The organism is Acidovorax sp. M14, assembly GCF_049331375.1.
Classification (GTDB): Bacteria; Pseudomonadota; Gammaproteobacteria; order Burkholderiales; family Burkholderiaceae_C; genus Acidovorax.
In genome coordinates this window covers 2,078,052-2,103,848 of record NZ_CP186263.1, presented here as the reverse complement: position 1 = coordinate 2,103,848, position 25,797 = coordinate 2,078,052, and the positions used below count along the sequence as shown (strand labels likewise).

At 65.6% G+C, this 25,797-nt stretch carries 21 protein-coding genes; 16 read left to right on the top strand and 5 right to left on the bottom strand.

Translation table 11 applies throughout. From position 1 onward, the window contains the following. The 11 genes from mmsB (at window position 1) to ACOYR4_RS09610 (ending at window position 16,173) form a co-directional block, all read left to right on the top strand. Window positions 1-1,230, top strand: a complete 1,230-nt coding sequence (mmsB, locus tag ACOYR4_RS09660; protein WP_422849376.1) for a multiple monosaccharide ABC transporter permease — start codon at window positions 1-3, stop codon at window positions 1,228-1,230. Beyond that, window positions 1,227-2,780 carry a sugar ABC transporter ATP-binding protein gene (locus ACOYR4_RS09655; RefSeq protein ID WP_422849375.1) on the top strand — a complete coding sequence of 518 codons (1,554 nt, stop codon included), beginning with the start codon at window positions 1,227-1,229 and terminating at the stop codon, window positions 2,778-2,780. The genes mmsB and ACOYR4_RS09655 overlap by 4 nt, the downstream gene beginning before the upstream one ends. Then, window positions 2,773-3,819 carry an ABC transporter permease gene (locus tag ACOYR4_RS09650; RefSeq protein WP_422849374.1) on the top strand — a complete coding sequence of 349 codons (1,047 nt, stop codon included), beginning with the start codon at window positions 2,773-2,775 and terminating at the stop codon, window positions 3,817-3,819. The genes ACOYR4_RS09655 and ACOYR4_RS09650 overlap by 8 nt, the downstream gene beginning before the upstream one ends. Beyond that, window positions 3,816-4,853 carry a galactofuranose ABC transporter, permease protein YjfF gene (gene yjfF, locus ACOYR4_RS09645; RefSeq protein WP_422849373.1) on the top strand — a complete coding sequence of 346 codons (1,038 nt, stop codon included), beginning with the start codon at window positions 3,816-3,818 and terminating at the stop codon, window positions 4,851-4,853. Before ACOYR4_RS09650 ends, yjfF begins: the two co-directional genes overlap by 4 nt. 34 nt (window positions 4,854-4,887) lie before the next feature. Then, window positions 4,888-6,621: an IlvD/Edd family dehydratase gene (locus tag ACOYR4_RS09640; protein WP_094290549.1), complete on the top strand. Its 1,734-nt coding sequence runs from the start codon at window positions 4,888-4,890 to the stop codon at window positions 6,619-6,621. 112 nt (window positions 6,622-6,733) lie between these two features. Further along, window positions 6,734-7,672, top strand: coding sequence for a dihydrodipicolinate synthase family protein (locus tag ACOYR4_RS09635; protein WP_422849372.1), 939 nt, complete (start codon window positions 6,734-6,736; stop codon window positions 7,670-7,672). Between the two features lie 11 nt (window positions 7,673-7,683). Beyond that, window positions 7,684-8,733 (top strand): 2-dehydro-3-deoxygalactonokinase, encoded by a 1,050-nt coding sequence (locus ACOYR4_RS09630; protein WP_422849371.1) that lies wholly within the window; start codon window positions 7,684-7,686, stop codon window positions 8,731-8,733. Continuing rightward, entirely contained in the window at window positions 8,730-9,389 is a 660-nt protein-coding gene (locus tag ACOYR4_RS09625; protein ID WP_422849370.1) for a 2-dehydro-3-deoxy-6-phosphogalactonate aldolase, read from the top strand. The genes ACOYR4_RS09630 and ACOYR4_RS09625 overlap by 4 nt, the downstream gene beginning before the upstream one ends. A gap of 58 nt (window positions 9,390-9,447) precedes the next feature. Further along, window positions 9,448-10,596: a galactonate dehydratase gene (gene dgoD, locus ACOYR4_RS09620; RefSeq protein ID WP_422849369.1), complete on the top strand. Its 1,149-nt coding sequence runs from the start codon at window positions 9,448-9,450 to the stop codon at window positions 10,594-10,596. 2,380 nt (window positions 10,597-12,976) lie between these two features. After that, window positions 12,977-13,870: a hypothetical protein gene (locus ACOYR4_RS09615; RefSeq protein ID WP_422849368.1), complete on the top strand. Its 894-nt coding sequence runs from the start codon at window positions 12,977-12,979 to the stop codon at window positions 13,868-13,870. Next, complete coding sequence (locus tag ACOYR4_RS09610) at window positions 13,867-16,173, top strand: ATP-dependent DNA helicase (protein ID WP_422849367.1); 2,307 nt, start codon at window positions 13,867-13,869, stop codon at window positions 16,171-16,173. Before ACOYR4_RS09615 ends, ACOYR4_RS09610 begins: the two co-directional genes overlap by 4 nt. A gap of 245 nt (window positions 16,174-16,418) precedes the next feature. Here the strand turns inward: ACOYR4_RS09610 and ACOYR4_RS09605 are convergent, their stop codons facing one another. Next, entirely contained in the window at window positions 16,419-17,933 is a 1,515-nt protein-coding gene (locus ACOYR4_RS09605; protein WP_015013800.1) for a tripartite tricarboxylate transporter permease, read from the bottom strand. Between the two features lie 10 nt (window positions 17,934-17,943). Next, complete coding sequence (locus ACOYR4_RS09600) at window positions 17,944-18,366, bottom strand: tripartite tricarboxylate transporter TctB family protein (RefSeq protein WP_015013799.1); 423 nt, start codon at window positions 18,364-18,366, stop codon at window positions 17,944-17,946. 152 nt (window positions 18,367-18,518) lie between these two features. Here ACOYR4_RS09600 and ACOYR4_RS09595 point away from each other — a divergent pair, with 152 nt between their 5' ends. The 4 genes from ACOYR4_RS09595 to ACOYR4_RS09580 all read left to right on the top strand — a co-directional run bounded on the left by ACOYR4_RS09595 (window position 18,519) and on the right by ACOYR4_RS09580 (window position 22,114). Beyond that, window positions 18,519-19,217 (top strand): response regulator transcription factor, encoded by a 699-nt coding sequence (locus tag ACOYR4_RS09595; RefSeq protein WP_110958940.1) that lies wholly within the window; start codon window positions 18,519-18,521, stop codon window positions 19,215-19,217. Then, window positions 19,198-20,688, top strand: coding sequence for a sensor histidine kinase (locus tag ACOYR4_RS09590; protein WP_422849366.1), 1,491 nt, complete (start codon window positions 19,198-19,200; stop codon window positions 20,686-20,688). Before ACOYR4_RS09595 ends, ACOYR4_RS09590 begins: the two co-directional genes overlap by 20 nt. Continuing rightward, window positions 20,685-21,458, top strand: a complete 774-nt coding sequence (locus ACOYR4_RS09585) for a YkgJ family cysteine cluster protein (protein WP_422849365.1) — start codon at window positions 20,685-20,687, stop codon at window positions 21,456-21,458. Before ACOYR4_RS09590 ends, ACOYR4_RS09585 begins: the two co-directional genes overlap by 4 nt. Before the next feature lie 119 nt (window positions 21,459-21,577). Further along, window positions 21,578-22,114, top strand: coding sequence for a hypothetical protein (locus ACOYR4_RS09580; protein WP_295940773.1), 537 nt, complete (start codon window positions 21,578-21,580; stop codon window positions 22,112-22,114). 177 nt (window positions 22,115-22,291) lie between these two features. On the opposite strand, the gene ACOYR4_RS09575 is transcribed toward ACOYR4_RS09580, so the two are convergent. After that, window positions 22,292-22,723 (bottom strand): nuclear transport factor 2 family protein, encoded by a 432-nt coding sequence (locus ACOYR4_RS09575; RefSeq protein WP_295940770.1) that lies wholly within the window; start codon window positions 22,721-22,723, stop codon window positions 22,292-22,294. Further along, complete coding sequence (locus ACOYR4_RS09570; RefSeq protein ID WP_422849364.1) at window positions 22,720-23,730, bottom strand: zinc-dependent alcohol dehydrogenase family protein; 1,011 nt, start codon at window positions 23,728-23,730, stop codon at window positions 22,720-22,722. The genes ACOYR4_RS09575 and ACOYR4_RS09570 overlap by 4 nt, the downstream gene beginning before the upstream one ends. Window positions 23,731-23,839: 109 nt before the next feature. Between ACOYR4_RS09570 and ACOYR4_RS09565 the strand changes: the two genes are divergently transcribed. Next, window positions 23,840-24,715, top strand: coding sequence for a LysR family transcriptional regulator (locus ACOYR4_RS09565; RefSeq protein WP_209819412.1), 876 nt, complete (start codon window positions 23,840-23,842; stop codon window positions 24,713-24,715). Between the two features lie 42 nt (window positions 24,716-24,757). On the opposite strand, the gene ACOYR4_RS09560 is transcribed toward ACOYR4_RS09565, so the two are convergent. Further along, window positions 24,758-25,714, bottom strand: a complete 957-nt coding sequence (locus ACOYR4_RS09560) for a LysR family transcriptional regulator (RefSeq protein WP_295940766.1) — start codon at window positions 25,712-25,714, stop codon at window positions 24,758-24,760. Window positions 25,715-25,797 lie beyond the last annotated feature (83 nt).

Here is a 25,797-nt window from a genome sequence, read left to right as displayed (position 1 = left end):
ATGAGCCAGACTACCCATCCCCCCGCCAGCACGCTGGCCGACGGCAGCCCGACAGCAGCGGCGCGGCACGACAAATCGCTGTTGCAGCACCTGCAGCACAACCTGCGCGAATACGGCATGTTGATCACGCTGGTGGCCATCATGGGCTTCTTCCAGTACATGACCGAGGGCACGCTGATGCAGCCCTTGAACCTGACCAACCTGGTGCTGCAGAACAGCTACATCGTCATCATGGCGCTGGGCATGCTGCTGGTCATCGTGGCCGGGCACATCGACCTGTCGGTGGGCTCGGTGTGTGGCTTCATCGGCGCACTGGCAGCGGTGCTGATGGTCGAATACAACTGGCACTTTGTACCGGCCACGCTGGTGTGCCTGCTGTGCGGCGGGCTCATCGGCGCCCTTCAAGGCGGGTTTGTGGCCTTCTCACGCATTCCGTCGTTCATCGTCACGTTGGCGGGCATGCTGGTGTTCAAGGGCCTGGCGCTGGCGCTGCTGGCGGGTCAGTCGGTGGGGCCGTTCCCTTCGGCGTTCCAGATGCTCAGCTCGGGCTTCATCCCCGACCTGTTCAACGTGGAAGGGCTGCGCATGACCTCGCTGCTGTTGGGCGCCGCAGTGGCTGCGGCGCTGGCCGTGGGTGGCCTGCGCCAGCGCGCCAACCGCCTGCGCCATGGCGTGCAGACAGAACCTGCGGGCCTGTTCGTTGCACGCACCGTGGTGTTTGGCGGGCTGCTGGTGTACTTCAGCTACCTGCTGGCCTCGTACAAGGGCCTGCCCAATGTGCTCATCGTGATGGCGCTGCTGATCGTGCTGTTCGACTTTGTCACCAGCCGCACCACCATCGGCCGCCGCATCTACGCCATGGGCGGCAACGAGAAGGCGGCCAAGCTCTCGGGCATCAAGACGGAGCGGCTTACGCTCTACGCCTTCATCAACATGGGCGTGCTGGCGGCCCTGGCCGGGCTGGTGTTTGCGGCGCGGCTCAATACCGCCACGCCCAAGGCGGGCCTGGGTTTTGAGCTGGACGTGATTGCAGCCTGCTTCATCGGCGGCGCATCGGCCTCGGGTGGCGTGGGCAAGGTGATGGGCGCGGTCATCGGCGCCTTTGTGATGGGCGTGATGAACAACGGCATGTCCATCCTCGGCATCGGCATCGACTACCAGCAGGTCATCAAGGGTGTGGTGCTGCTGGCCGCCGTGCTCGTAGACGTTTACAACAAGAACAAGGCATGACGGCTGCCATGGACGCATCCACCGCTCACGCCCCTGCTGCCGCGCCTGTGCTGCAGCTCTCGGGCATCCACAAGCAGTTTGCGGGCATCCCTGTACTGCGCGATGTGCAGCTCAACCTCTACCCCGGCGAGATCCATGCGCTGATGGGGCAAAACGGTGCGGGCAAGTCCACGCTGATCAAGGTGCTGACGGGGGTGCTGGAAGCCAGCGGCGGCCAGATGCGGCTGGGCAATGAGGCCGTGTGGCCCGATTCGCCGCTGGCGGCTCAGCGCCTGGGCATCAGCACGGTGTACCAGGAGGTCAACCTCTGCCCCAACCTCTCGGTGGCCGAGAACATCTTTGCGGGCCGCTACCCGCGCTGCGGCATTGCGCAGGGTTTTCGCATCGACTGGGCCACGCTGCACCAGCGCGCCCGCGATCTGGTGGCGCGCATCGGGCTTCAGATTGACGTGACGCGCCTGCTGTCGGACTACCCGGTGGCCGTGCAGCAGCTGGTGGCGATTGCGCGCGCACTCAGCATCGAATCACGCGTGCTGATTCTGGACGAGCCCACCTCCAGCCTGGACGACGACGAGGTACAAAAGCTCTTTGAGGTGCTGCGCCGCTTGCGCAGCGAGGGGCTTTCCATCGTCTTTGTGACGCACTTTTTGAACCAGGTGTATGCCGTGTCGGACCGCATCACCGTGCTGCGCAATGGCAGCTGGGTGGGTGAGTGGCTGGCCAAGGACCTGAGCCCGCAGGCGTTGATTGCTGCCATGCTGGGCCGGGACCTGGCCGCTGCGTCGGAGCAACCTGCACCAGCACCCGCCGTGGACGACCGCCAGGCCACGCTGCTGCAAGCCGAGGGCCTGGGGCAGGACACGCAATTGCAGCCGCTGGACCTGCAGATCCGCGCGGGCGAGGTAGTGGGTCTGGCCGGGCTGCTGGGCTCGGGCCGCACCGAGCTGGCGCGTCTGCTGTTTGGTCTGGAGCAGCCCGACCGGGGCGCGCTGCGCATCGACGGGCAGGTGGTCAAGTTTGCGAACCCCATGGACGCGATCCGCCATGGCCTGGCCCTCTGCCCCGAGGAGCGCAAGACCGACGGCATCGTGGCCGAGCTGTCGGTGCGCGAGAACATTGCGCTGGCGCTGCAGGCGCGCATGGGCGTGGGCCAATTCCTTTCGCGCGCCGAGCAGACGGCGCTGGCCGAACGCTACGTGAAGCTGCTGGGCATCAAGACCGAGACGGTGGACAAGCCCATCGGCCTGCTCTCGGGCGGCAACCAGCAAAAGGCCATCCTCGCGCGGTGGATGGCCATCGAGCCGCGCCTGCTCATCCTGGACGAACCCACGCGCGGCATTGACGTGGCCGCCAAGCAAGAAATCATGGACCAGATCCTGCGCCTGGCGCAGGCGGGCATGGCCGTGCTGTTCATCTCTTCCGAAATGAGCGAGGTGGTGCGCGTGGCGCACCGCATCGTGGTGCTCCGCGACCGCCACAAGGTGGGTGAGCTGCCTGCGGGCAGCAGCGAAGACGCCGTCTACGACCTGATTGCTGCAGAACATGTCTGAACGTTCCCCTTCCCTCTTGGTGGCGCTGCTGCGCCACCGCCTGGCTTGGCCGCTGATCACGCTGGCGCTGCTGCTGATCGTGAACACCGTTTTCAACAGCAGCTTTCTGCACATTGAATGGCGCGACGGCCACCTGTACGGCAGCCTCATCGATATCCTGAACCGCGCTGCACCGCTGGTGCTGGTATCGCTGGGCATGACGCTTGTGATTGCCACGCGCGGCATCGACATCTCGGTGGGCGCGACGGTGGCCATTGCAGCGGCCGTGGCCGCGTGGCTGATCGGCGGTTCGGTGTCGGGCACCGAGAGCCGGTTCCCACTCCCAGTCGCCATCCTGGGTGCCATCGGCATCGCACTGCTGTGCGGGCTGTGGAACGGCGTGCTGGTGGCCAAGGTGGGCATGCAGCCCATCATTGCCACGCTGATCCTCATGGTGGCAGGCCGGGGCATTGCCCAGCTTATCACCGACGGGCAGATCATCACCATCTACTACACGCCCTACTTCTTCATGGGCGGCGGGTACCTGGCGGGGCTGCCGTTCTCGCTATTTGTGGTGGCTGTGGTCTTTGCCGTGCTGTACCTGGCCATCACGCGCACGGCGCTGGGCCTGTTCATCCAGGCGGTGGGTATCAACCCCACGGCAGCGCGCGTGGCGGGCGTTCAGGCGGGGCGACTCATCGTGGCGGCCTATGTGTTCTGCGGCGTGTGCGCGGGCATTGCGGGGCTGCTCATCAGCTCCAACGTGAAGAGTGCCGACGGCAACAACGCCGGGCAGCTGCTGGAGCTGGACGCCATCCTGGCCGTCACGCTGGGCGGCACCGCCCTCACCGGTGGCCGGTTCAGCCTGGTGGGCAGCGTGATCGGTGCGCTCATCATCCAGACGCTGACCTACGCCATCTACTCGCTGGGCGTGCCGCCCGAGATCAACCTGGTGGTGAAAGCCGTGGTGGTGTTCATCGTGATGCTGCTGCAGTCGCCCGAGTTCCGGGCGCAAGTGGGCGCCTTGGCACGCCGCCCCGGCGCGGGAGCCTTGCAATGAGCGCCGTGCCCAAGACTGCAGGCTTCAGCAGCGTGAGCCACCCTGCCCCACCGACCGCCAATGCGCGCGCGCGGTTCAACACCAAGTACCTGCCGCTGGCCGCCACCATCTCGCTGTTCGTGGCCATGGCCACGCTGGGCTCGATGCTGTACACCGGGTTCTTCTCGGCCCAGGTGTTTCTCAACCTGCTGATCGACAACGCCTTCCTCATCATCGTTGCGGTGGGCATGACCTTCGTGATCCTGTCGGGAGGCATCGACCTCTCGGTGGGGTCTGTGGTGGCGCTCACCACCATGGTGCTGGCCGCGCTGGTGGAGCACCGGGGCTGGAACCCGATGGTCGCCATCCCGTTGGTGCTGCTCATGGGCACCGCGTTTGGCGCGTTCATGGGTTTCCTTATCGAGCGCTTTCGGCTGCAGCCCTTCATCGTCACGCTGGCGGGTATGTTCCTGGCGCGCGGGCTGTGCTACCTGATCAGCATCGACTCCATCAGCATCACGCACGAGGGCTACTCCGAGCTGGCCCAGTGGCGCTTGCCGCTGTGGGAAGGCGCATCGCTCTCGCTGGGCGCGCTCATCGCCATCGCCGTGCTGCTGGTGGCCCTGTTTGTGGCGCATTGCACGCCGTTTGGCCGCAGCGTGTATGCGGTGGGCGGCAGCGAGCACTCAGCCGTGCTCATGGGCCTGCCGGTGCGCCGCACGCTCATTGGCGTCTACACGCTCTCGGGTTTTTGCTCGGCGCTGGCGGGCGTGGTGTTCACGTTCTACATGCTGTCGGGCTACGGCCTGCATGCCGTGGGCATGGAGCTGGACGCGATTGCCGCCGTGGTCATTGGCGGCACGCTGCTCACGGGTGGCGTGGGCTATGTGGCGGGCACGCTGTTTGGCGTGCTCATGCTCGGAATCATCCAGACCCTGATTTCCTTCGACGGTACGCTCAGCTCCTGGTGGACGCGCATCGTCGTTGGTGTGCTGCTGTTCGCTTTCTGTCTGCTGCAGCGGCTGCTCTCGCGCCGCTCGGGCAAGGCCCGTTGAACCTTCATTTCTCCCCTTTCTCTCGCACCCCACCATGACCACCCCCAAGCGCAAACTTCGCTCCGCCGAATGGTTCGGCACCGCCGACAAAAACGGCTTCATGTACCGCAGCTGGATGAAGAACCAGGGCATCCCCGACCATGCTTTTGACGGCCGCCCCGTGATCGGCATCTGCAACACCTGGTCCGAGCTGACCCCGTGCAACGCCCACTTTCGCAAGATCGCCGAGCATGTGAAACGCGGCATTTACGAGGCAGGCGGCTTCCCCGTCGAATTCCCGGTGTTCTCCAACGGCGAGTCCAACCTGCGCCCCACGGCCATGCTCACCCGCAACCTGGCCAGCATGGATGTGGAAGAGGCCATTCGGGGCAACCCCATCGACGCCGTGGTGCTGCTGGTGGGCTGCGACAAGACCACACCCGCGCTTCTGATGGGCGCAGCCAGCTGCGACGTGCCTGCCATCGTGGTCACGGGCGGGCCCATGCTCAACGGCAAGCTTGACGGCAAGGACATCGGCTCGGGCACCGCCGTATGGCGCCTGCACGAATCGCTGAAGGCGGGCGAGATCAACGAGCACCAGTTCTTTGCGGCCGAGGCGGGCATGTCCCGCTCCGCCGGCACCTGCAACACCATGGGCACGGCCAGCACCATGGCCTGCATGGCCGAGTCGCTGGGCACCTCGCTGCCGCACAACGCGGCCATACCGGCCGTAGACTCGCGCCGGTATGTGCTGGCCCATATGTCTGGCAAGCGCATTGTGGAGATGGCGCACGAAGGGCTCACGCTCTCCAAGATACTGACCCGCGAAGCGTTCGAGAACGCGATCCGCACCAACGCCGCCATCGGCGGATCGACCAATGCGGTCATCCACCTGAAGGCCATCGCAGGCCGCATCGGCGTGCAGCTGGACCTGGAGGACTGGACGCGCATTGGCCGTGGCACGCCCACGCTGGTGGACCTGCAGCCCTCGGGCCGCTTCCTGATGGAAGAGTTCTACTACGCGGGCGGCCTGCCCGCCGTGCTGCGCCGCCTGGGCGAGAACGGCCTGCTGCCCCACCCCAACGCGCTCACCGTCAACGGCAAGAGCCTGTGGGACAACGTGCGCGAAGCACCGCAGTACAACGACGAGGTCATCCGCCCCATCAACAACCCGCTGATTGCCGACGGCGGCATCTGCATTCTGCGCGGCAACCTGGCGCCGCGTGGCGCGGTGCTTAAGCCCTCGGCCGCATCGCCCGAGCTGCTCAAGCACCGGGGCCGTGCGGTGGTGTTCGAGAACCTGGAGCACTACAAGGAGCGCATCGTCGATGAAAACCTGGACATCGACGCAAGCTGCGTGATGGTGCTTAAGAACTGCGGCCCCAAGGGCTACCCCGGCATGGCCGAGGTGGGCAACATGGGTCTGCCACCCAAGCTGCTGCGTCAGGGCGTGAAGGACATGGTGCGCATCTCCGACGCGCGCATGAGCGGCACGGCCTACGGCACGGTGGTGCTGCACGTAGCGCCCGAGGCTGCTGCACTCGGCCCCCTGGCTGCGGTGCGCGATGGCGACTTCATCGAGCTGGACTGCGAGAACGGCCGGTTGCACCTGGATATCAGCGACGAGGAACTGGCCGCGCGCCTGGCTGCCTTGGCGGGCACCGACAACGGCGGACGCGGCGGCTACCAGCGCCTGTACGTGGACCACGTACTGCAGGCGGACGATGGCTGCGACTTTGACTTCCTGGTCGGCTGCCGGGGGGCTGCTGTGCCCCGCCACTCGCATTGATGTGCCCTTTGAGACGCTCGTCGCAGTCAATCGCTACAAATTCAATAGCTGCCAGTGCATATTCGACTAGCGCTATAGGCACATTTCACTCAAATTCTTACCCGCTCCCGTCATGCAAGCCACCCATTCCCTCCAGAACCCTCGCTACCGAGGCATCTTCCCCGTCGTGCCCACCACGTTCCATGAGGACGGCACACTCGACCTCGACAGCCAGAAGCGCTGCCTCGACTTCATGATCGACGCTGGGGTGGACGGCGTCTGCATCCTGGCCAACTTCTCCGAGCAGTTCTCGCTGTCCGATGCCGAGCGCGAAGTCCTCACCCGCACATCGCTGGAGCACGTGGCGGGCCGCGTGCCGGTCATCGTCACCACCACCCACTACGGCACCCGCGTGTGCGCCGAGCGCAGCCGCGCCGCGCAGGACATGGGCGCGGCCATGGTGATGGTCATGCCGCCGTATCACGGTGCCACCTTCCGCGTGCCCGAGGCGCAGATCTACGAGTTCTATGCCCGTGTGTCCGACGCGATCCGCATTCCGATCATGGTGCAGGACGCACCCGCCAGCGGCACCGTGCTGTCCGCCCCCTTTCTCGCGCGCATGGCGCAGGAGATTGAAAACCTGGCCTACTTCAAGATCGAAGTGCCCGGCGCCGCCAGCAAGCTGCGCGAGCTGATCCGCCTGGGTGGAGACGCCATCGAAGGCCCGTGGGACGGCGAAGAGGCCATCACCCTGCTGGCCGACCTGGATGCGGGCGCCACGGGCGCGATGACGGGCGGTGCGTTCCCCGACGGCATTCGCCCCATCATCGAAGCCCACCGCCAGGGTGACATGGACCAGGCGTTTGCGCTCTACCAGCGCTGGTTGCCCCTCATCAACCACGAAAACCGCCAGGGCGGCATCCTCACGGCCAAGGCACTGATGAAGGAAGGCGGCGTGATCGCCTGCGAGGCAGGCCGCCACCCCTTCCCGGCCATGCACCCCGAAGTGCGGCGCGGCCTGATCGACATCGCACGGCGGCTGGACCCGCTGGTGCTGCGCTGGGCGCGTTAAGCAGGACACCCATGGTGCCTGCACGTTATCTGGTGCCCGCCGAGGCGGGCCTGATTGCCCTGGACTGGGGCACGAGCGCATTGCGCGCCTTCCGCATGGGCGCGCATGGCGAGGTGCTGGAGACGCGGCACCGCCCCTGGGGCATCATGAACCTGCCCCCCGCCACCGCGAACGTGGCAGACGGCGAGCCCGGCGCCGCGTTTGAACGCGCACTGCAAGACACCTGCGGCGACTGGCTGGCCGCCGCACCCGGCCTGCCCCTGCTGGCCTGCGGCATGGTGGGCAGCGCCCAGGGCTGGCGCGAGGCCAAGTACCTGCCGACGCCCACCTCGCTCGATGCACTGGCGCGGGGCCTGACGCTGGTGGAGCGGCGCGACGGCGCGCCGCTGCACATCGTGCCGGGCCTGTTGCAGCAGGGCGCGCTGCCCAACGTGATGCGCGGCGAAGAAACCCAGGTGCTGGGGGTGCTGGCAGGCCTTGAGCAACCTGCGGATGCGCCCGTGCTCATCGGCCTGCCCGGCACCCACAGCAAATGGGTGCTGGCACGCCGGGGCCGCATCGAACAGTTCCACACCTTCATGACCGGCGAGGTGTTTGCCGCACTGCGCGGCCACACGATTTTGGGCAAGACCATGCAGGCTGCAGCGGCACCGGACGACGATGCCTTTGCGCGCGGGCTGGAGGTTGCGCGGGGCAGCGATGCCGCGCTGGGACTGCTCTCGCACATCTTCAGCACACGCACGCTGGGGCTGACCGGCGCACTGGCGCCTACCGCGCAAGCGGACTACCTCTCGGGCCTGCTGATCGGGCACGAGGTGGTCAGCCTGGCACGCGCACAGGATCAAACCCCAACAACACCACAAACGCTGGTGCTCTGCGGTGAGCCCGACCTGTGCCGCCGCTACGCCGTCGCGCTGCAGACCTACGGCTTTGCCGCCCCCACCATCTCCACGCAAGCAACGGCCACCGGGCTGTGGCAGATCGCACTGGCGGCAGGGCTGGTCGTTGCGCCCGCACCCTCCTCCTCACACCCCTTCACCGCCGGGAGTCTGGCTGCATGAACCCCATCGACAAAGCCCTGTTCCACATCCTGCAGCGCTGCGGGCTCATCGCCATCCTGCGCGGCGTGCAGCCGCACGAGGTGGTGGCCATCGGCCACGCGCTGTACGACGCGGGGTTTCGCATCATTGAAGTGCCACTCAACTCGCCCGAGCCGCTGGCCAGCATCCGCGCGCTGCGCGATGCACTGCCAGCCGACTGCCTCGTGGGCGCAGGCACCGTGCTCTCCATCGATGCCGTGGCCGATGTGGCGGCAGCCGGCGGGCAGATCATCGTCATGCCCCACAGCGACCCCGATGTGATCCGCGCCGCCCGCGCTGCCGGCATGGCCTGCGCGCCCGGCGTGGCCACGCTGACCGAGGCCTATGCCGCGCTGGCAGCGGGCGCCAACATGCTCAAGCTGTTCCCCGCCGAGGCGCTACCGCCCCATGTGCTCAAGGCCTGGCGCGCCGTCATCACGCCGCCCATGGCGCTGGTGCCCGTGGGCGGCATCGCGCCTGAGAGCATCGCGCCCTACGCGGCAGCAGGCGCCAGCGGCTTTGGCCTGGGCTCGGCCCTGTACCGGCCCGGTGACCAGGCCCCCGAGGTGGCGCACAAAGCTGCAGCGTTTGCGCGGGCGTGGCAGGCGTCCTTTGGCACAGCGCCCGCCACGGCCTGAACCGCCCCCCTACTCGTTCCAGACAACCCAGCACTTCTGAACCGACTGCCCATCCCCCATGAAGATCACCCGACTCACCACGTTCATCGTCCCGCCGCGCTGGTGCTTCCTCAAAATCGAAACCGACGAAGGCATCACTGGCTGGGGCGAGCCCGTGCTGGAAGGCCGCGCGCACACCGTGGCCGCTGCGGTCGATGAACTGGCCGACTACCTCATTGGCAAAGACCCACGCCACATCGAAGACCACTGGACCGTGCTGTACCGGGGCGGCTTTTACCGGGGCGGCGGCGTACACATGAGCGCACTGGCCGGGATCGACCAGGCCCTGTGGGACATCAAGGGCAAGGCGTTGGGCGTGCCCGTGTCCGAGCTGCTGGGTGGCAATGTGCGCAGCCACATCAAGGTCTACAGCTGGATTGGCGGAGACCGCCCCAGCGAGACGGCCGCCGCTGCCCAGGCCGCCGTGGCGCGCGGCTTCACGGCCGTGAAGATGAACGGCACCGAAGAGGTGCAGTACGTGGACAGCTACGACAAGGTGGAGCGCTGCATTCAAAACGTGGCCGCCGTGCGCGAGGCCGTGGGGCCGAATGTGGGGATTGGCGTGGACTTTCACGGCCGCGTGCACCGGCCCATGGCCAAGGTGTTGGTCAAGGAGCTGGAGCCCTACAAGCTCATGTTCATCGAAGAGCCTGTGCTGAGCGAACACGAAGAGGCGTTGAAGGAGATCGCCCGCATCTCATCCACCCCCATCGCCCTGGGCGAGCGCCTGTACTCGCGCTGGGATTTCAAGCGCGTGCTGCAAGGCGGCTACGCCGACATCATCCAGCCCGACCCCTCGCACGCAGGCGGGATCACCGAGACCCGCAAGATCGCCAGCATGGCAGAGGCCTACGACGTGGCCCTGGCGCTGCACTGCCCGCTGGGCCCCATTGCCCTGGCGGCCAACCTGCAGCTGGATGCGGTTTGCTACAACGCCTTCATCCAGGAGCAAAGCCTTGGCATCCACTACAACCAAGCCAACGACCTGATGGACTATGTGTCCAACCCCGAGGTGTTTGCGTACCAGGACGGCATGGTCGCCATCCCGAACGGACCGGGCTTGGGGATTGAAGTGAACGAAGAGTATGTGCGCGAGCGCGCGGCAGAAGGGCACCGGTGGAGGAATCCGGTGTGGCGACATCGGGATGGGAGTTTTGCGGAGTGGTGAGGGGGGGAGCCTTGCTAGCTGCTTCAGCGGTAGTGAGCTGCTTTAGGCGGGTTGCTGTCGTACACCAACCGCAAATGAATGAGTGCTATTTTCCAGGAGCAGTCGGTAGAAGCAGTTGAACGCAGGTACTCAACGTTTGACTCAAGCGGGTTACAGAAGGCAGGTCTGCTTGACGGAAAGTCTATGCTGCATGCTTCCGCTCCTGACGCCACATGAAAATGGTGTAGCAGCTCGAGATAATGCTGATGAGTGGAGCCCAACTATTCATCGGCAGGCGAAGAACGGGTATCGCAATGAGAATTGCTATATAGCCTGCAGCGAGCATGAAATTGGCCAGAGCGAAGGTTCGCACGAGTGCGTTTGAATTACGCAGCGGCTTGCCTGAAAGTGACTTTACAAGGCGCTCGTCTCGTCGGACTCCAAGTCGATAGCTTCTCCACAACAGCCACATCGCGACACCCCAGAGTAGAAGATAGAGGAACACGGGCAGCATCCGAATTACGCCCGGTGGCGCCAGTAAGAGGAGATACGTCCCGGCCAGAACGAATGGGAGAGAAATCAGAGACCACCGGAACGTTTTGCGAGCGCGCTCTTGATCTGCAGGCGGTTGTTGCTTGAATTCCTTCGAGGACTGGGCCAGTCTTGTCACTAGAAATACAAATGCATAGACGCCAAGCGCGATTAGTACAAATGATGAGAGGGTTGGCATGACAGTTCCGATGCGCCTAAGGAATGAAAGCGCCCCCTCCGTCCCAAGTGAACCATGCACTTGCGGGATAAGGCATCCAGGGACCGCGATGGGAACGCCGATCTCTCATCAACTCACCTGTTTGTAGGAAGGGGAAGACCATGGATTTCATTGTCACCATTGCAATCGATCACACAAAGAACTTCTTTGCTGTGCACGGTGTTGCATCCCAGAGGAACCGCGGCACCTTTCTTTGTCGGCGTGCCCCGTACCGAGCATTGTCTTGATGGGGTGAGCCGATGGGATTAATTTGGATTGGCCTCGGTGCCGTATTGCTCTGGATGGGGTGGGATGCCATCGGTACGCTTAGGACAAAGCGCCTTTCGAGCCGTGAGGTCGCGGAGCGGGTTTATGGTGCTGGAGCTCCCGAACTGCCTGAGCACGTTGAGCTTCGCGTAAGAACGAGTTGGCTCATTCAAGGCTCTTCGCTCGCTTCACTCATGGGGTTAGCCTTCTGTGTCTGCGGACTGGCATGTGTCATCGGCGGCGTCGCGCTCATATTGGAGTAGCGACCCGGGCACAGATGTCCACCTTCCGCCCAGAGCAGTCGGTCAGTGCACTGCCAAAAAGCCGTCGTCTGACGATAGACAGCGCCATGGCGTGGCGCTGCCCCATGCTCAGGCTATAGTGTTTGTAAAGAAATCGCTCACAGAATTGATCTAGCAACCTTGTGGCGCGCAACACAGCAGGGGCAGCGGGTTTCATGGCCAAATTTAGTACTGTATCTATATGCAGCGGACGTGCCGTACAGCTAGCCTGCAGGACCCTTGTTGCGCTTTTCGCGTACCAATTTACACCGCAAGCGCCAAATATGGCCTGCGGGTTGGTGCGGTCTACATTGCGTTAGCCCTCCCAGCCAATGGATACAGATAGCCCACTGCCGATTTGGATCGCCCACGAGCTTAGTTATCTGGATGACCAGGGACTAATTGAGTGGGCTGTGCGTGAAGTTCCGAAGTTTGATTGGCACGCAGACAATGAGATCCTGCTTGAACTGATATCTCTCAATCCGGGGCGCCGTGAATCTCGCGAGCAAGCAGGGCCTATTCTGAAACGCTTCATCGATTCAATGTGGCCTGAGTTTGATATCCGTTCTCCCAAGGCCACTCGGTATGCACAGATGTGGTTCGGTAAGCGCCTGCGTGAATACATCGATGGCGAATGTGATCCATGGTATTTATGCAGAATGGTCTCACCAATTGAGCAGATATACGATTACCCAGACTGGCTTGGTGGGCTATACGATGCATGCGATTGGCTAGACCCAGATTCTCAATCCCGGGACTGTCCGCATTTGGCAGACGAGGCGAGAATAGTGCTATATGGGCTAACAAGCCGATCCAGCGGACGGCTTGGCGGTCGCCACTGATCTTTGACGTTGAGCGCCCGCTTTCACCTTTTGCATCCCGCAGGGCGGGAGCATCCTCATCCAAGCCCCGGAAGACTCATTCCTTCTCTCGCGGAATGTCATGGCGAGAATGCTCCTATTTCAATAGCTGTTAGCGCTTATGTATAGAGCGGCAGAGGCCAATTCAACTCAAATGCTTCGGCCGTCCCCCTCCGACTACAAAAAGCAGCATCCGCCAAACACTGTGATTAAAATCAGTGCCACGCCAGCCCTCCCATCCTGCCATGACGGCGCTGCCCTCCCCCACTTCGAACTCCCCATCCGCCATCCCCATCACCCGCTTTCACCGCACCCGCCTCATGCAGATCTGGCGCTCGGCGGGGTGGCCGTGCAAGGATGGGTTGGAGATTGACCTGCTGGCAGCGGGCCTCATCAGTCTGCACATTGCGCCGGATGGTTGTGAAACCTTGCGCCTCACCGACGAAGGCATCCGCACGATGGCTCAGGCCCGCCAGCGCAGCGTGCGGGCGCTGAGCCTGCACGACCGGCTGGGACAAAAATTTGCGACACAGTTGCTGGCTTCGGGGCGGATCGTGTGGACAGAGCTTTCATTGCGTGCGGTGATCGACAGCGTGCCGGTGGGGGATGGGGTGCCGCCTGCGGCCACCGCTGATGCGCCCGCCAACACTACACCCGCGATGGCTCCGCTGTGGGCCGAGGATGACCAAACCCCCGCAGCCCGCGCCGCCGCCAATGTGTGGCGCATGGCGCGGCCCGATCTTTTTTCGGTGCGCAACACCTCCGTGCCCGCCTACCTGCAACCCATGGTGCATGAGGTGAAGGCGAGCCGGGCCGATCTGCTGTCGGACCTGCGGCACGACGCAAAGCGGCAGGCCTACCAGTGGCTGTGCGAGGAGTGCTACTACGTCTTCCCGGCCGGCATTGCCGAGCCTGATGAGATCCCCGAACACTTCGGCATCTGGGTGCTGCACGGCAGTGTGGAGGACGGACGCTTTGAGCTGCTGCGCCCTGCGAGGCACAACCGCTGCACCCTGCCCTTTTCTGTGTGGATGGCGTTGTGCAAGGCCACGCCGCTGCGCAGTGAGGAAGACCCGGCCCAGGCGCATTTGGGTGAAGCGTCCGCTCCCGCCATCGACAGCCCCCACTCCGCGCCATGACCTACACCGTGGCGGTGCGCGAGCTGTGCGAGTTCACCGCCAAGCAGGGTGACCTGGACCTGCGCTTTACGCCTGCGCCCACCGCGCTGGAGGGCATCGCAGGGCATGCGGTGGCTGCATCGCGCCGAGGCGCGGGCTACCGCGCTGAAGTTTCGCTGAGTGGCAGCTACCAGAGCCTGCGTGTGCGGGGCCGGGCCGATGGCTATGACCCGGCCCAGCGGCGCATCGACGAGGTCAAGACCTTCAAAGGGCGGCTGGACCGCCAGCCCGCATCACACCGCCACCTGCACTGGGCGCAGGCCAAGGTGTATGGCTGGCTGCTGTGCGAGCAGGAGCAGCTGGCGCACATCGACGTGGCGCTGGTGTATCTGGACGTGGGCACGCAACAAGAGACGGTGTTCACCGAGCGCTGCAGCGCGGCTGACCTGCGCCAGCACTTCGAGGCCCAGTGCCAGCGCTTCATTGCCTGGGCCGAACAGCAGATGGCCCACCGCGCGGCACGCGATGCGGCGCTGACCACCTTGGCATTTCCGTTTGGCGACTTTCGCACCGGCCAACGCCCGCTGGCCGAGGCCGTGTACAAGACGGCAGTCGCGGGCCGCTGCCTGCTGGCCCAAGCACCCACGGGCATTGGCAAGACCATGGGTACGCTGTTCCCGCTGCTCAAGGCCGCGCCTGCGCAGCGCATCGACAAGGTGTTCTTTCTGGCCGCCAAAACCTCGGGAAGGCAGATGGCGCTGGATGCGCTGGCGCGCCTGTCCAACAGCGCTCCCGCGCTGCCGCTGCGCGTGCTGGAGCTGGTGGCGCGCGACAAGGCCTGTGAGCACCCCGACAAGGCCTGCCACGGCGAATCCTGCCCGCTCGCCCGGGGCTTTTACGACCGGCTGCCTGCCGCACGCGCCGCTGCGGTGGCCACCAATATCGAAGGAAAAACCGCCCCCGCTTTGCAACAAGCCCGCGTGCGTGAGGTGGCCCTGCAGCACGATGTCTGCCCCTACTACCTGAGCCAGGAGCTGGCCCGCTGGGCCGATGTGGTGGTGGGCGACTACAACTACTACTTTGACCTGGGCGGGCTGCTGCACGGCCTGGCCCAGGCCAACCAGTGGCGCACGGCGCTGCTGGTGGACGAAGCCCACAACCTGGTGGAGCGCGGACGCAAGATGTTCACCGCCGAGCTGCACCCCGCCGCCCTGGCCCAGGCCCGCAGCAGCCCCACCGCTGCGCAGCACGCGCCGGTGAAGAAGGCATTGGACAAGATGCGCCGCGCCTGGGTGGCGCTGGACAAGGCACACCCGGCCCCGTACACGGTGCTCGAAGCCTTCCCCGACAAGCTGCTGGCCGCGCTGCAACAGTGCACCACCACCCTGACAGAGCACTTCACAGACCATCCCAGCGAGCCGGACGGTGCGCTGCAAACCTTCTACTTCGACGCCCTGCACCTGCAGCGCATGGCCGACCTGCTGGATGCGCATTCGATGGTGGACGTCACCCAGGCTTCTGCCACCCACACCCACCACCGTACCTTCAAGCCCGGCGATTCCGTGGTCTGCATCCGCAACGTGGTGCCCGCACCCTTTCTGCAACCGCGCCTCGCAGCTGCACACACCAGCACCTTGTTTTCGGCCACGCTGCAGCCCGCGCGCTACTACGCCGACCTGCTGGGCCTGCCCGACGATCATGTGTGGGTGGACGTGGAATCGCCCTTTGCCGCGCAACAGCTGCAGGTGCAGGTGGCGCGCCACATCTCCACGCGCTACCCGCACCGCGCGGCATCGCTAGCACAGATTGCGGCGCTGATGGCACAGCAGTTCCGTGCGCTGCCCGGCAACTACCTGGCGTTTTTCAGCAGCTATGACTATCTGCAGCAGGCGGCCACGCTGTTTGCGCAGCAGCACCCCGATGTGCCGTACTGGTGCCAGTCGCGCCGCATGCTGGAAGGCGAGCAGCGCGAATTTCTGGGCCGCTTCACCGACAGCAGCCAGGGCATTGCCTTTGCCGTGCTGGGCGGTGCGTTTGCCGAGGGCATCGACCTGCCGGGCAAGCGCCTCATTGGCGCCTTTCTGGCCACGCTGGGCCTGCCGCAGCTCAACCCCGTCAACGAGCAGATCCGCGAGCGCATGCAGGCGCTGTTTGGCGCGGGCTACGACTACACCTACCTGTACCCCGGCCTGCAAAAGGTAGTGCAGGCCGCGGGCCGCGTGATCCGCACGCCCAGCGATGAAGGCGTAGTGCACCTGATGGATGACCGGTTTGCACAGGCACAAGTGCGTGCGCTGCTGCCCACATGGTGGCGGGTGGACTGAAAGCCTGAGAGGCTGAGAGTCTTTTGCCTATGCCCGCCTTGCACGCCATAACACCGCTGCTCGTCGTTGCAAATGCGCGCCATAGCCCGAGCTATGGCTATGCTTTGCGCCTCGATCAGCGGTGTTATGGCGCACCTTTCGGGCACTGGCAAAAAACTCTCAGCCTTTGAGACAAAAAAAGGCCGGTCACCCATTGGGGACCGGCCTTGCAAAGGCCGCCATGGCGGCACACAGAGAGTCAATCGTCAGGAGGCAACGGGCTCCGCCACTGCCAGTTCCTTGGCCTTGCCACGCTGGCGGAAGAACGACACCGTCTGCCACAGGATGAACGCAGCGATCAGGCTGATCAGCGTGCCGCTGATGGGGCGGTTGATGAACACTTCAAAGCTACCGCGCGACAGCAGCATGGAGCGGCGGAAGTTCTCTTCGAGCATGGGGCCCAGGATGAAGCCCAGCATCAGCGGTGAAGGGTCCATCTCCAGCCGCATGAACAGGTAGCCCAGCGCGCCGAAGGCCACGGTGATGAACACGTCGTCCAGATTGTTGTTGATGCTGTAGGTGCCGATGCAGCAGAAGAACAGGATGGCCGGGAACAACACGTTGTACGGAATCTTGAACACCGACAGCCAGTAGCGCACCAGCGGCACATTCAGCACCAGCAGGAAGCAGTTGCCGATCCACATGCTGGCCACCAAGCCCCAGAAGAGTTCGGGGTGGCCGGCAATCATGTTGGGGCCGGGCTGGATGCCCTTGATGATGAACGCGGCCATCATCAGCGCCATCACGGCGTTCTCGGGGATACCGATGCTCATCAGCGGGATGAAGCTGGTGCGTGCAGCCGCTTCGTCCGCAGCAGCCTGGCCAGCCACGCCTTCGATGCAGCCGGTGCCGATTTCATCGCGGTACTTGCTGACCTTCTTGTCCAGCGCATAGGCGGCAAACTGGGCAATCACGGGGCCGCCACCGGGCAGGATCCCCAGGATGGAGCCCACCACGCTACCACGCAGCGCGCTGGGGATGATGCGCTTGAACTCAGGCCAGGTGGGCATGAGCTTGATCTTGCCGTTGAAGGGCGAGCGCTCTTCGCGCGAGTCGAGGTTCTTGGCGATTTCGGCAATGCCGAAGCAGCCCAGCGCAATGCTCACAATACCCACGCCGTCGGCCAGGAACGGAGCATCCCAGGTGAAGCGGGCCAGGCCGCTGTTCACGTCGGTACCGATGGAGCCCAGCAGCACACCCACCATGCACATGGCCAGGCCATTGAGCAGGCTGCCCGTGGTCACAAAGCTCACGCACACAAAACCCACCAGCATCAGTGCACAGTAGTCGGCGGGGCCAAACAAGAAGGCCACCTCGCCCAGGCTGGGCGCGAGGAAAGCCAGCACCACGATGGCTACCGTGCCCCCGATGAAGCTGGAGAACCCGGCGGTAAACAGGGCCAGCCCCGTTTTCCCTTTCAGCGTCATCGCATACCCGTCGATACACGCCACGATACTGCTGGCATGCGGGATCTTCATGGTGATGGCGCTCACGCTGTCACCGTATTGGGCACCGTAGTAGATACCGGCCAGCATGATGAGTGCGCCGGTGGTGTCGATAGAGTAAGTCAGTGGCAGCAGCAGGCTGATGGTGGCCAGCGGGCCCAGGCCCGGCAGCAAGCCCACCAGGGTGCCCACGGTGCAGCCCAGGGCGCAGAACATCAGGTTCTGCAGCGTCAGTGCGTGGCTGAAGCCAAACGCGAGGTTGTTCAAGACTTCCATGGCGGTGACCTCAGTACAGCGGCAGGCTCACGCCCAGCAGCTTTTGGAATGCGAACGCGATGGCGACCAGCACCGCAGCGATCTTCAGGTTGCGCTTCCACGAGTACGACGTACCCGCAAAGCCCGAGCAGAACACCAGAAACACGATGCCCGCGATCATGTTCACAAAGTGCGACAGTGCCGCAAAGCCGCACAGGCTGCCCAGAATGATGGCGATGTTGCGCACCTGAAAGTCCATGGGTACCGGCGCCACCAGGCGCGCGCGCACCACGGTGATGACCCCGATCACAAACAGCATGCAGCTGACGATGAACGGGAACATGCCCGGCCCGGCGCGGCCGAGCGTCCCCAGCGAATAGCTCAGGGACGGCAGGCCGAAGCCCAGCGCCAGAGCCATGAGGGCGAAGCCTCTGAGTAGATTGCGGTTGATCATGAAAAGGTTGTCTCCTGATAGGCTTGACGACCCCATCCGGCGGTGCAAATGGCGCGCAGGGCTGGGGTATGCTGACGGGCAGACTATCCCCATCGAACCTGATCGCAGGCTGATCTTGGCCATGCGTAATTTCACGTAGAACCCCGACCTCCATGCGCCTCCTCCTGGTGGAAGACGACCCGGTGCTCAGCCGCACCATGGCCCAAGGCCTCGAAAACGCGGGCCACCGCGTCGAGCTGGCTCATACCGTCGAAGAAGCCCAGCACTGGTGGGCCGTACAGGCTTTCGACGCCGTGCTGCTGGACCTGAACCTTCCCCACGCTGCGCACGCACGCAGCGGCCTGGGCAGCGGCCTGACGGCCCTGCGCGCCGCCCGCGCGCGCGGCGACCGCACCCCGGTGCTGGTGCTTAGCGCGCGCGACAGCACCGAGGAGCGCATCGCCGGGCTGGACGCTGGCGCCGACGACTACCTGGGCAAACCCTACGAACTCAAAGAGGTGGAAGCCCGCCTGCGCGCCCTGCTGCGGCGCGCCAGCGGCACCGCCGACATCGTCACCGTGGGCCAGTTGGTGCTGGACCGCCAGGCGCGCCGCGTCAGCGTGGCCGGGCAACCGCTGGAGCTGCCCGCGCGCGAATTCGATTTGCTGTGGGAGCTGATGACCCCTCCCGGCCGCGTGTTGAGCAAGGGCGACCTGTCCTCGCGCCTGTCGGACGGGAGCGAGGTAGTGGGCGAGAACGCGCTGGAGGCGTCGTTCTCCCGCCTGCGGCGCAAGATTGCCGGCAGCGGTGCGGCCATCCGCACGCTGCGCGGGCTGGGCTACGTGCTAGAGGATGACGTTGGCCAGCCCTGAACCCGGCACCGCACCGCTGCACCCGCAGCCGCCAGACCTGCGCCAGCGCATAGGCCGGCGCGTGCTGCTGTCGCTGGTGCTGATCTGGGGGCTGGGCAGCACCGTGGTGCTGGGCGTGGGCAACCACTTTGTGGCCGAGGCGTTTGACCGCGCCTTGCTGGACGACGCCCACGCGCTGGCGGCCCATGTGCGCGGCGGCCAGGCGGCTGACCCACCAGGCACCCCACTGCAGCTCGACCTTACTCCGCGCGAGGTGGGCCTGCTGCGTTTTGACCAGAGCGAAACCGTGTGGTTTGCGGTGTATGCCGCCGACGGCAGTTTCATTGCTGGCGACTCGCACCTGGCGCCGGGCGTGGTGGCGGCGGGCAGCAGCCACGCGTTTTCGCACCTCTCGCAAGACGGGCGCGAGATGCGGCGCGCCACCTTGCAGATTGCGGGGCCACCGTCGTTCACCGTCGTCATCGCGCAGACCACGGCCGAACGTACGCAGCTGCTGCGCAGGCTGCTGGTGTACTCGGGCCTTGCCCAGCTGTGGCTGCTGGTGGTGCTGGGGTCATGGCTGCTGCGCGGCATAGAGCGCGACCTGCACCCGCTGGGGGCGCTGCAAGACGCCATGGACCAGCGCGACGCTGCCGACCTGCAACCCCTGCCGCCAACGCTGACGCAGCAGGCCAGCACCAGCGACGTGCAACGCCTGGGCGTGGCCCTGGACGGCTTGCTGGCACGCGTGCAGCAAAGCCTGCATGCGCAGCGCGAGTTTGCGGGCAATGTGGCACATGAGCTGCGCACCCCGCTCGCTGGCATCCGCGCCCAGGCCGCCCACGCGCTGGCGCACAACGACCCTGCCATCTGGCGCAGCGAAATCGAGGGCATCGCCCAGGCAGAACAGCGCGCCAGCCGCACCGTGGACCAGCTGCTGGCCCTGGCCCGCGCTGCCGAGGGCGGCATTGCACTGACCTTGCAGCCCTTGGCCTTGCACACCCTGGTGCGCGACGTGCTGCTGCGCTACCTGCCCCGCGCCGATGCGCTGGGGGTGGACCTGGGCGCCGAGGGCCTGGACCAGGCCGTGGTGGTGCGGGGCAACATCGCGCTGGTGGAAGGCATCCTGAACAACCTGCTAGACAACGCACTGCGCTACGGGCGCGGCACGCCGCCCCGCATCACCGTGGCGCTGCACAACGAGCCCGGCTTTGGCGTGCTGCGCGTGACCGACAACGGCCCCGGCGTGGACGCCACGCTGGCGCAGCAGCTGCAACAGCGCTGGGCGCAGGGCGACCAAGGCCAGCGCCTGGGCCAGGGCGCGGGGCTGGGCCTGGCCATCGTGGCGCGGTATGTGCAGTTGATGGAAGGACGGCTGGAGCTGGCGTCCGCCAGCGACACGGCGGACGGGTCAGGCCTGGCGGCCAGTGTGTGGCTGCCGCTGGCGCCCAGCGCGTCGGCCCCATCCAGCACGCCCCCCACATTCCCATGACGAGCCCGCCCGACCCAGCACTGACCGAGGCAGAGCAAGCGGCCTTCCTGCAGTCCATCGCCCGCGTGCGCAGCGCGGCCGGGCAGGCCTTGCGGGCGGTTCAGGCCCACGCCATGCAGGGCGCAGCAGCCCATGGCACCGACACCAACGCCGCCACCCAGGCCGCCGAAGCCACCGAGCCCGCAGCCCAGGCCGCCGTCGATTTCATCGCACAACTGCACAAGGGCCTGGATACCGTGGCAGAACAAGCCCGCGCCACCGGCCCCCAGCCAGCGTGCCAGGCTGGCTGCGCCCACTGCTGCCACCTGCGCGTGGAGGCGACCGACCCCGAGGTGCTGCACATTGCCCAGCACCTGCAGACGCTGCCCAGCGCAGACCAGGCGACAACCCTGCGGCGTCTGCGACAGCATGCGGCGGCGGTAAGCGTGGGCACCACGCGCCAGCCCTGCAGCTTTCTCGTCCATGACCGGTGCGCCATTTACAGCGTGCGCCCCGCCTCCTGCCGCAAGGCGCATTCCTTGTCGGCTGCGCACTGTGCAGAGCAGTCGCCCACCATCCCGCAGAACCTGCGCCTGCTGGTGGACGCCGAAGCACTGATGACGGGCACCGCCCTGGCCTACCGCGACCAGCCCCTGCCCGCCAGCGCCCACGAACTCAACGCCGCCGTGCTAGCAGCGCTGGATGGCACAGCGTCGCCCCCAGCTGGCGCCCTGCTGCGCTGGTACCGGGGTGATGACGGCGCGCTGGCCCGGCGCAGCACGCCGCCGTAAAAGGCTGTGCGCCTTGATATCCGTCAAGACCCGCCGCAGCCAGCCGCCCACAATGCAGCCAGCCCGCAGCAGACTGGTCGTGCGGCCAAACTGCGCAACGAACCACTGCCTCACGCCCGATGACCCAGCCCCCAATCCGCTCCTGCGCCCTCCTCCACCTGGCAGCCGCTGCCGCCGTGGTGGCGGGCCTCGCAGGCTGCAGCAAGCCCGAAGCCACCGGCCCCGCCACCACCAGCTTCGATGCCATCACCACCGCCTGCACCCAGTTCCTGGCCGCACGGCAACCCCATGTGCTGCCCGGCGCAGCGGGCGACTGGACCCTGACCGGATACAGCCCCGCCCTGGTCCAGCCCGAAGTCACACGCACCGAATCCACCGTGACGCCTTATGTGGGCAAGCTCGTCATCAAGGACAACGAGGCCCAGGCCCACGCACCGACGCAAGCCGCTGCCCAGGCCATCACCCTCACCCCGGCACACCTGCTGTCCAACCGCACGCACACCTTCATCTACAGCTTTGACGGCCAGCAGTGGCGCTGGCAGAACGGGCAGCGGCTGACGAAGATACCGGGGCAGAACGACCGGCTGGAGGCCGTGACGTTGGCGGATGTGTCAGCAGCAGGGCCCAGGGGGTTTGCGGGGTGCTTGCCGCGCTAAGCCGGATCAAAATGCTCTCTTTTCGATAGCTGCCACGGCATGATTCACTAGCGCCTCAGGCTGTTTTCGCTCAAATTCCGCTTCAACACAGCCCAACGCTGCCTCGTGCAGCCCGGTGCAGCCTGGCGTCGTACGCCAGCCCGGAGGGTGGTCGCGCCACCAAGCCATTCACACCGCTCATTCCAGGTCGGCATCTAGCCGGGCGATCAAGCCCAGCGCATCCACGGTGATGTCCAGGTTGCCGATCTCATGACCAAAATCCCCCGTGAAGTCCACCCGCACCCTCGCGCGCTGCGGCCCCAGGCGTTGCATCGACAGGAACCGGGTCACCGTCTGGTAGCCAACGAAGTACTGCTCGACATAGCGGCGTATTCCGGCATGGCCATCAAATCGGTGGCCCGTGGAGGGGTCGTCGATCACGGCGTCATGCGCAAAAAGGCCGAGCACCTGCTCCACCGCAAACGCATTGGTGGCGGCGATCAAAGCATCGGCCACGCGCCGCAGGTGTTCGTGCGTGGGGTCCATCGCGCCAAACCGCAGGCCTGCTGGATCGCCCCTGCTGGCTGGCGCGCTGTCGCGTTCTGCCAAAGTCTGACGCGGCTTGCTCATGGCAGCACGCTCACCACCACCTTGCCGCGGGCACGGCCCTCGGCGACCAGAGCGTGTGCCGCTTCGGCCGTATCCAGCGTGAAGCTGGTCGGGTCCAGCAACGGCACCAGTTGCCCCGCTTCCGCAAGCGTGGTGGCCTGCTCCATGATCTCGCCATGGTGTTCGCGAAACTCCCCGGTGAGGATGGGAAGCAGCGTGAACACGCCCGAGAAGGTCGCGCCCCGGAACGACAGGGGCGCCAGCTTGTGGGTGCCCCAGCCCAGCGACGTCACCACATGGCCCGAGTAGCGGCGGACGGCCACAAACGACGCATCCAGCACCGGCCCCCCGACGGTGTCGTAAACGATATCGAAACCCTGGCGGTCGGTGAACGCGTTGACATAGGCCTCGACCGAGGTTGCTTCATGGTCGATGGGCGTCGCGCCCAGAGACCGGATGTAACCGGCCTGCGCCGCCGTGCCCGTGGCGAACACTTCGGCACCCCGCGCGCGGGCCAGCTGCACGGCCACATGGCCCACGCCACCGGCGCCGCCGTGCACCAGCACCTTGTGCCCGCTGCGCACGTTGGCGCGGTCCACCAGGCCCTCCCAGGCAGTGATGAAGACCAGCGGCAAGGCCGCTGCCTGGCGCATCGTCAGCCGGCCTGGCTTGTGGGCCAGCAGCCGGGCATCCACCGCAGCGTATTGCGCCAGGCTGCCTTGCAGCCCGCCGATGCCGCCGGTAAAGCCATACACCGCATCCCCTACCTTGAAGCGAGAGACGCCCTGCCCTACCTCCGCCACCACGCCCGCGAGGTCCATGCCCAGAACGGCGGGCAGTGGCTGCTGGGCGTGCTCGGCAGCGCCGGCGCGGATCTTGGTGTCCAGCGGGTTCACGCCGCTGGCGTGGATGCGGACAAGCACCTGGCCCGCAGCGGCCTGCGGCCGGGGCAGCCAGGTAGGGGTCAATGCGCCGTGGGGGGCGGCGAGCACCAGGGCCTGCATGGTGGGGGCGGTAGAGGTGGACATGGCGTTTTCCTTCGTGGGGTTGAACAGTGCCGCCAGTTTTCACCTTTCGCTTTTGAATGAAAAGCCACAATATTGAAACCTTTCCATTCACTTTTGTATGATGCAGCCGATGAACTGGGATGACGTACAGGTGTTCTTGGCCATTGCCCGGCACGGCACGCTGGGTGCCGCAGGCCGTGCCCTCCAACAAAGCCAGCCCACCATGGGCCGCAGGCTGAAGGCGCTGGAGCATTCTTTGGGTCACACCCTGTTTCAGCGGACCTCCGAGGGCTTTGTCTTGACCGACGAGGGCGCCGCCGTGCTGCGCCACGCCGAGGGCATGGAGGCTCAGGCGCTGTCGTTCTCCCGCCAGCTGGACGGCGCGGACCAGCAGCTGGAAGGCGCGCTGCGGGTATCAACCTCTGACTGGTTTGGCCTGCACGTGCTGGCGCCGCTGTGCGCAGCTTTCACTCACCACCACCCCCGCGTCAGCATCGAACTCCTGACCGATGCACGCCTCTTCAGCCTGGCGCGCCGCGAGGCGGATCTGGTGGCACGCATCGTTCCCTTTGACGAGCCCGATGTCATACAGCGCAGGCTGATGCATGTGCCCTACGCGCTGTACATGCAGCGTGGTGCGGACATGCCCACAGACGGCGCGGACGTTCGCCTCATCACCATGGACCTGGGCTTCAGCGAGATGCCGGACGCGGCCTGGCTGCGCGAGGCCTTTCCATCGGCGCGCATCGCTTTCCGCAGCAACAACCGGCACGTGCAGGCCGTGGCCTGCGCATCCGGAGCGGGCCTGGCCGTGCTGCCCTGCCCCTTGGGGGATTCGCACCCCGGCCTGCAAAGGCTGGAAAGTACCCCGGCCCCACCAGGGCGCGACGTGTGGCTGGGCTATCACCGGGACCTGCGCAGGGTGCCTCGGCTGCGCGCTCTGGTGGAGATGCTGATGCAAGCGCTGAGCCCTGCCCAGAGCGATGCCGGCGACCAGGGCGGCTGACACAGCGCTGGTCGCGCCGCCGCAGCGTTTGGCTGACTGTCGTTAGTGACGCAGCCCGCCCCCAACGGCCAGCACATGCGTGATGAAGCTTTGACTCGGGTGGGTCTGGTGCGCCAGCACCTCCGCCTTGGCGAGGACGCCCAGGGGCCCCACCGCCTGCGAGTTACACGGTAACACCGCCAGCTCCCCACGCTGAACCAGCGGCCGGACCAGGCTGGCGGGCGCACAAGCCAGCATGTCGCTGTCGGCCAGCATGGCGTGCATGATCTCTGTGGATCGGCTCGACACGCGGCACAGCTCGGGCACGCCACCCAGTTCATCGAAGAGGCTCTCCACCTGCTGGGGGCCTAGCCCGGTCAGGGGTGGGGCCAGCCAACGCTGCGCCAGCAGCTCTGCGGCCGTGACGGTGGCCTGCCGGGTCAGAGGGTGCTGGGGGCGGCACACCACCACAAACCCGTCCTGCAGCGCCGCACGAAAACCGAACCCCTGCGGCAACGGGCTCGGCTCCCGGCAGATGGCCAGGTCCAGCGTGCCTTCCTGAATGCTCTCCAGCAAATTGTCGATCGTGACCTCATGGACATCGATGGCTGCATCGGGATGCGCGGCGACGTAGGTCGGAATGGCCACCGTGAGCAGGCCGTTGATGCCCGCCGCGATGCTGCCAATGCGGATCAGCGCGGACGCAGCGCCCTGCTGCATCAGCGCCGCATTGCCTGCAGCCGCCTGCAGAGGGACCAGCGATGCGCGCAACAGCGGTAGCACCGCCTCTCCCAGGCGGGTCAAGCGCATGCCCTTGGAATGCCGCTCGAACAGGGGGCCGCCCAGGGAGCTTTCCAGTTCGACCAGCGCATGGGTCGCGGCGGGCTGGCTCAGGCCGATGGAGGAAGCCGCCCGGTGCAGGCTTTGCAGGTCGGCAATCGCAATGGCCAGTTGCAGGTGCTTGAGGCGCACCCGCCCCAGGATGCGGTTGAACAGGACGGAAGGCGTCAAATCTGGCATGGGCTATTCAGAAATTGAATTCACTTGAAAAACAAGCATTGGCCTTGCAGAGCCTGCTGTGGAAATATTCTGAGGCTGGCACG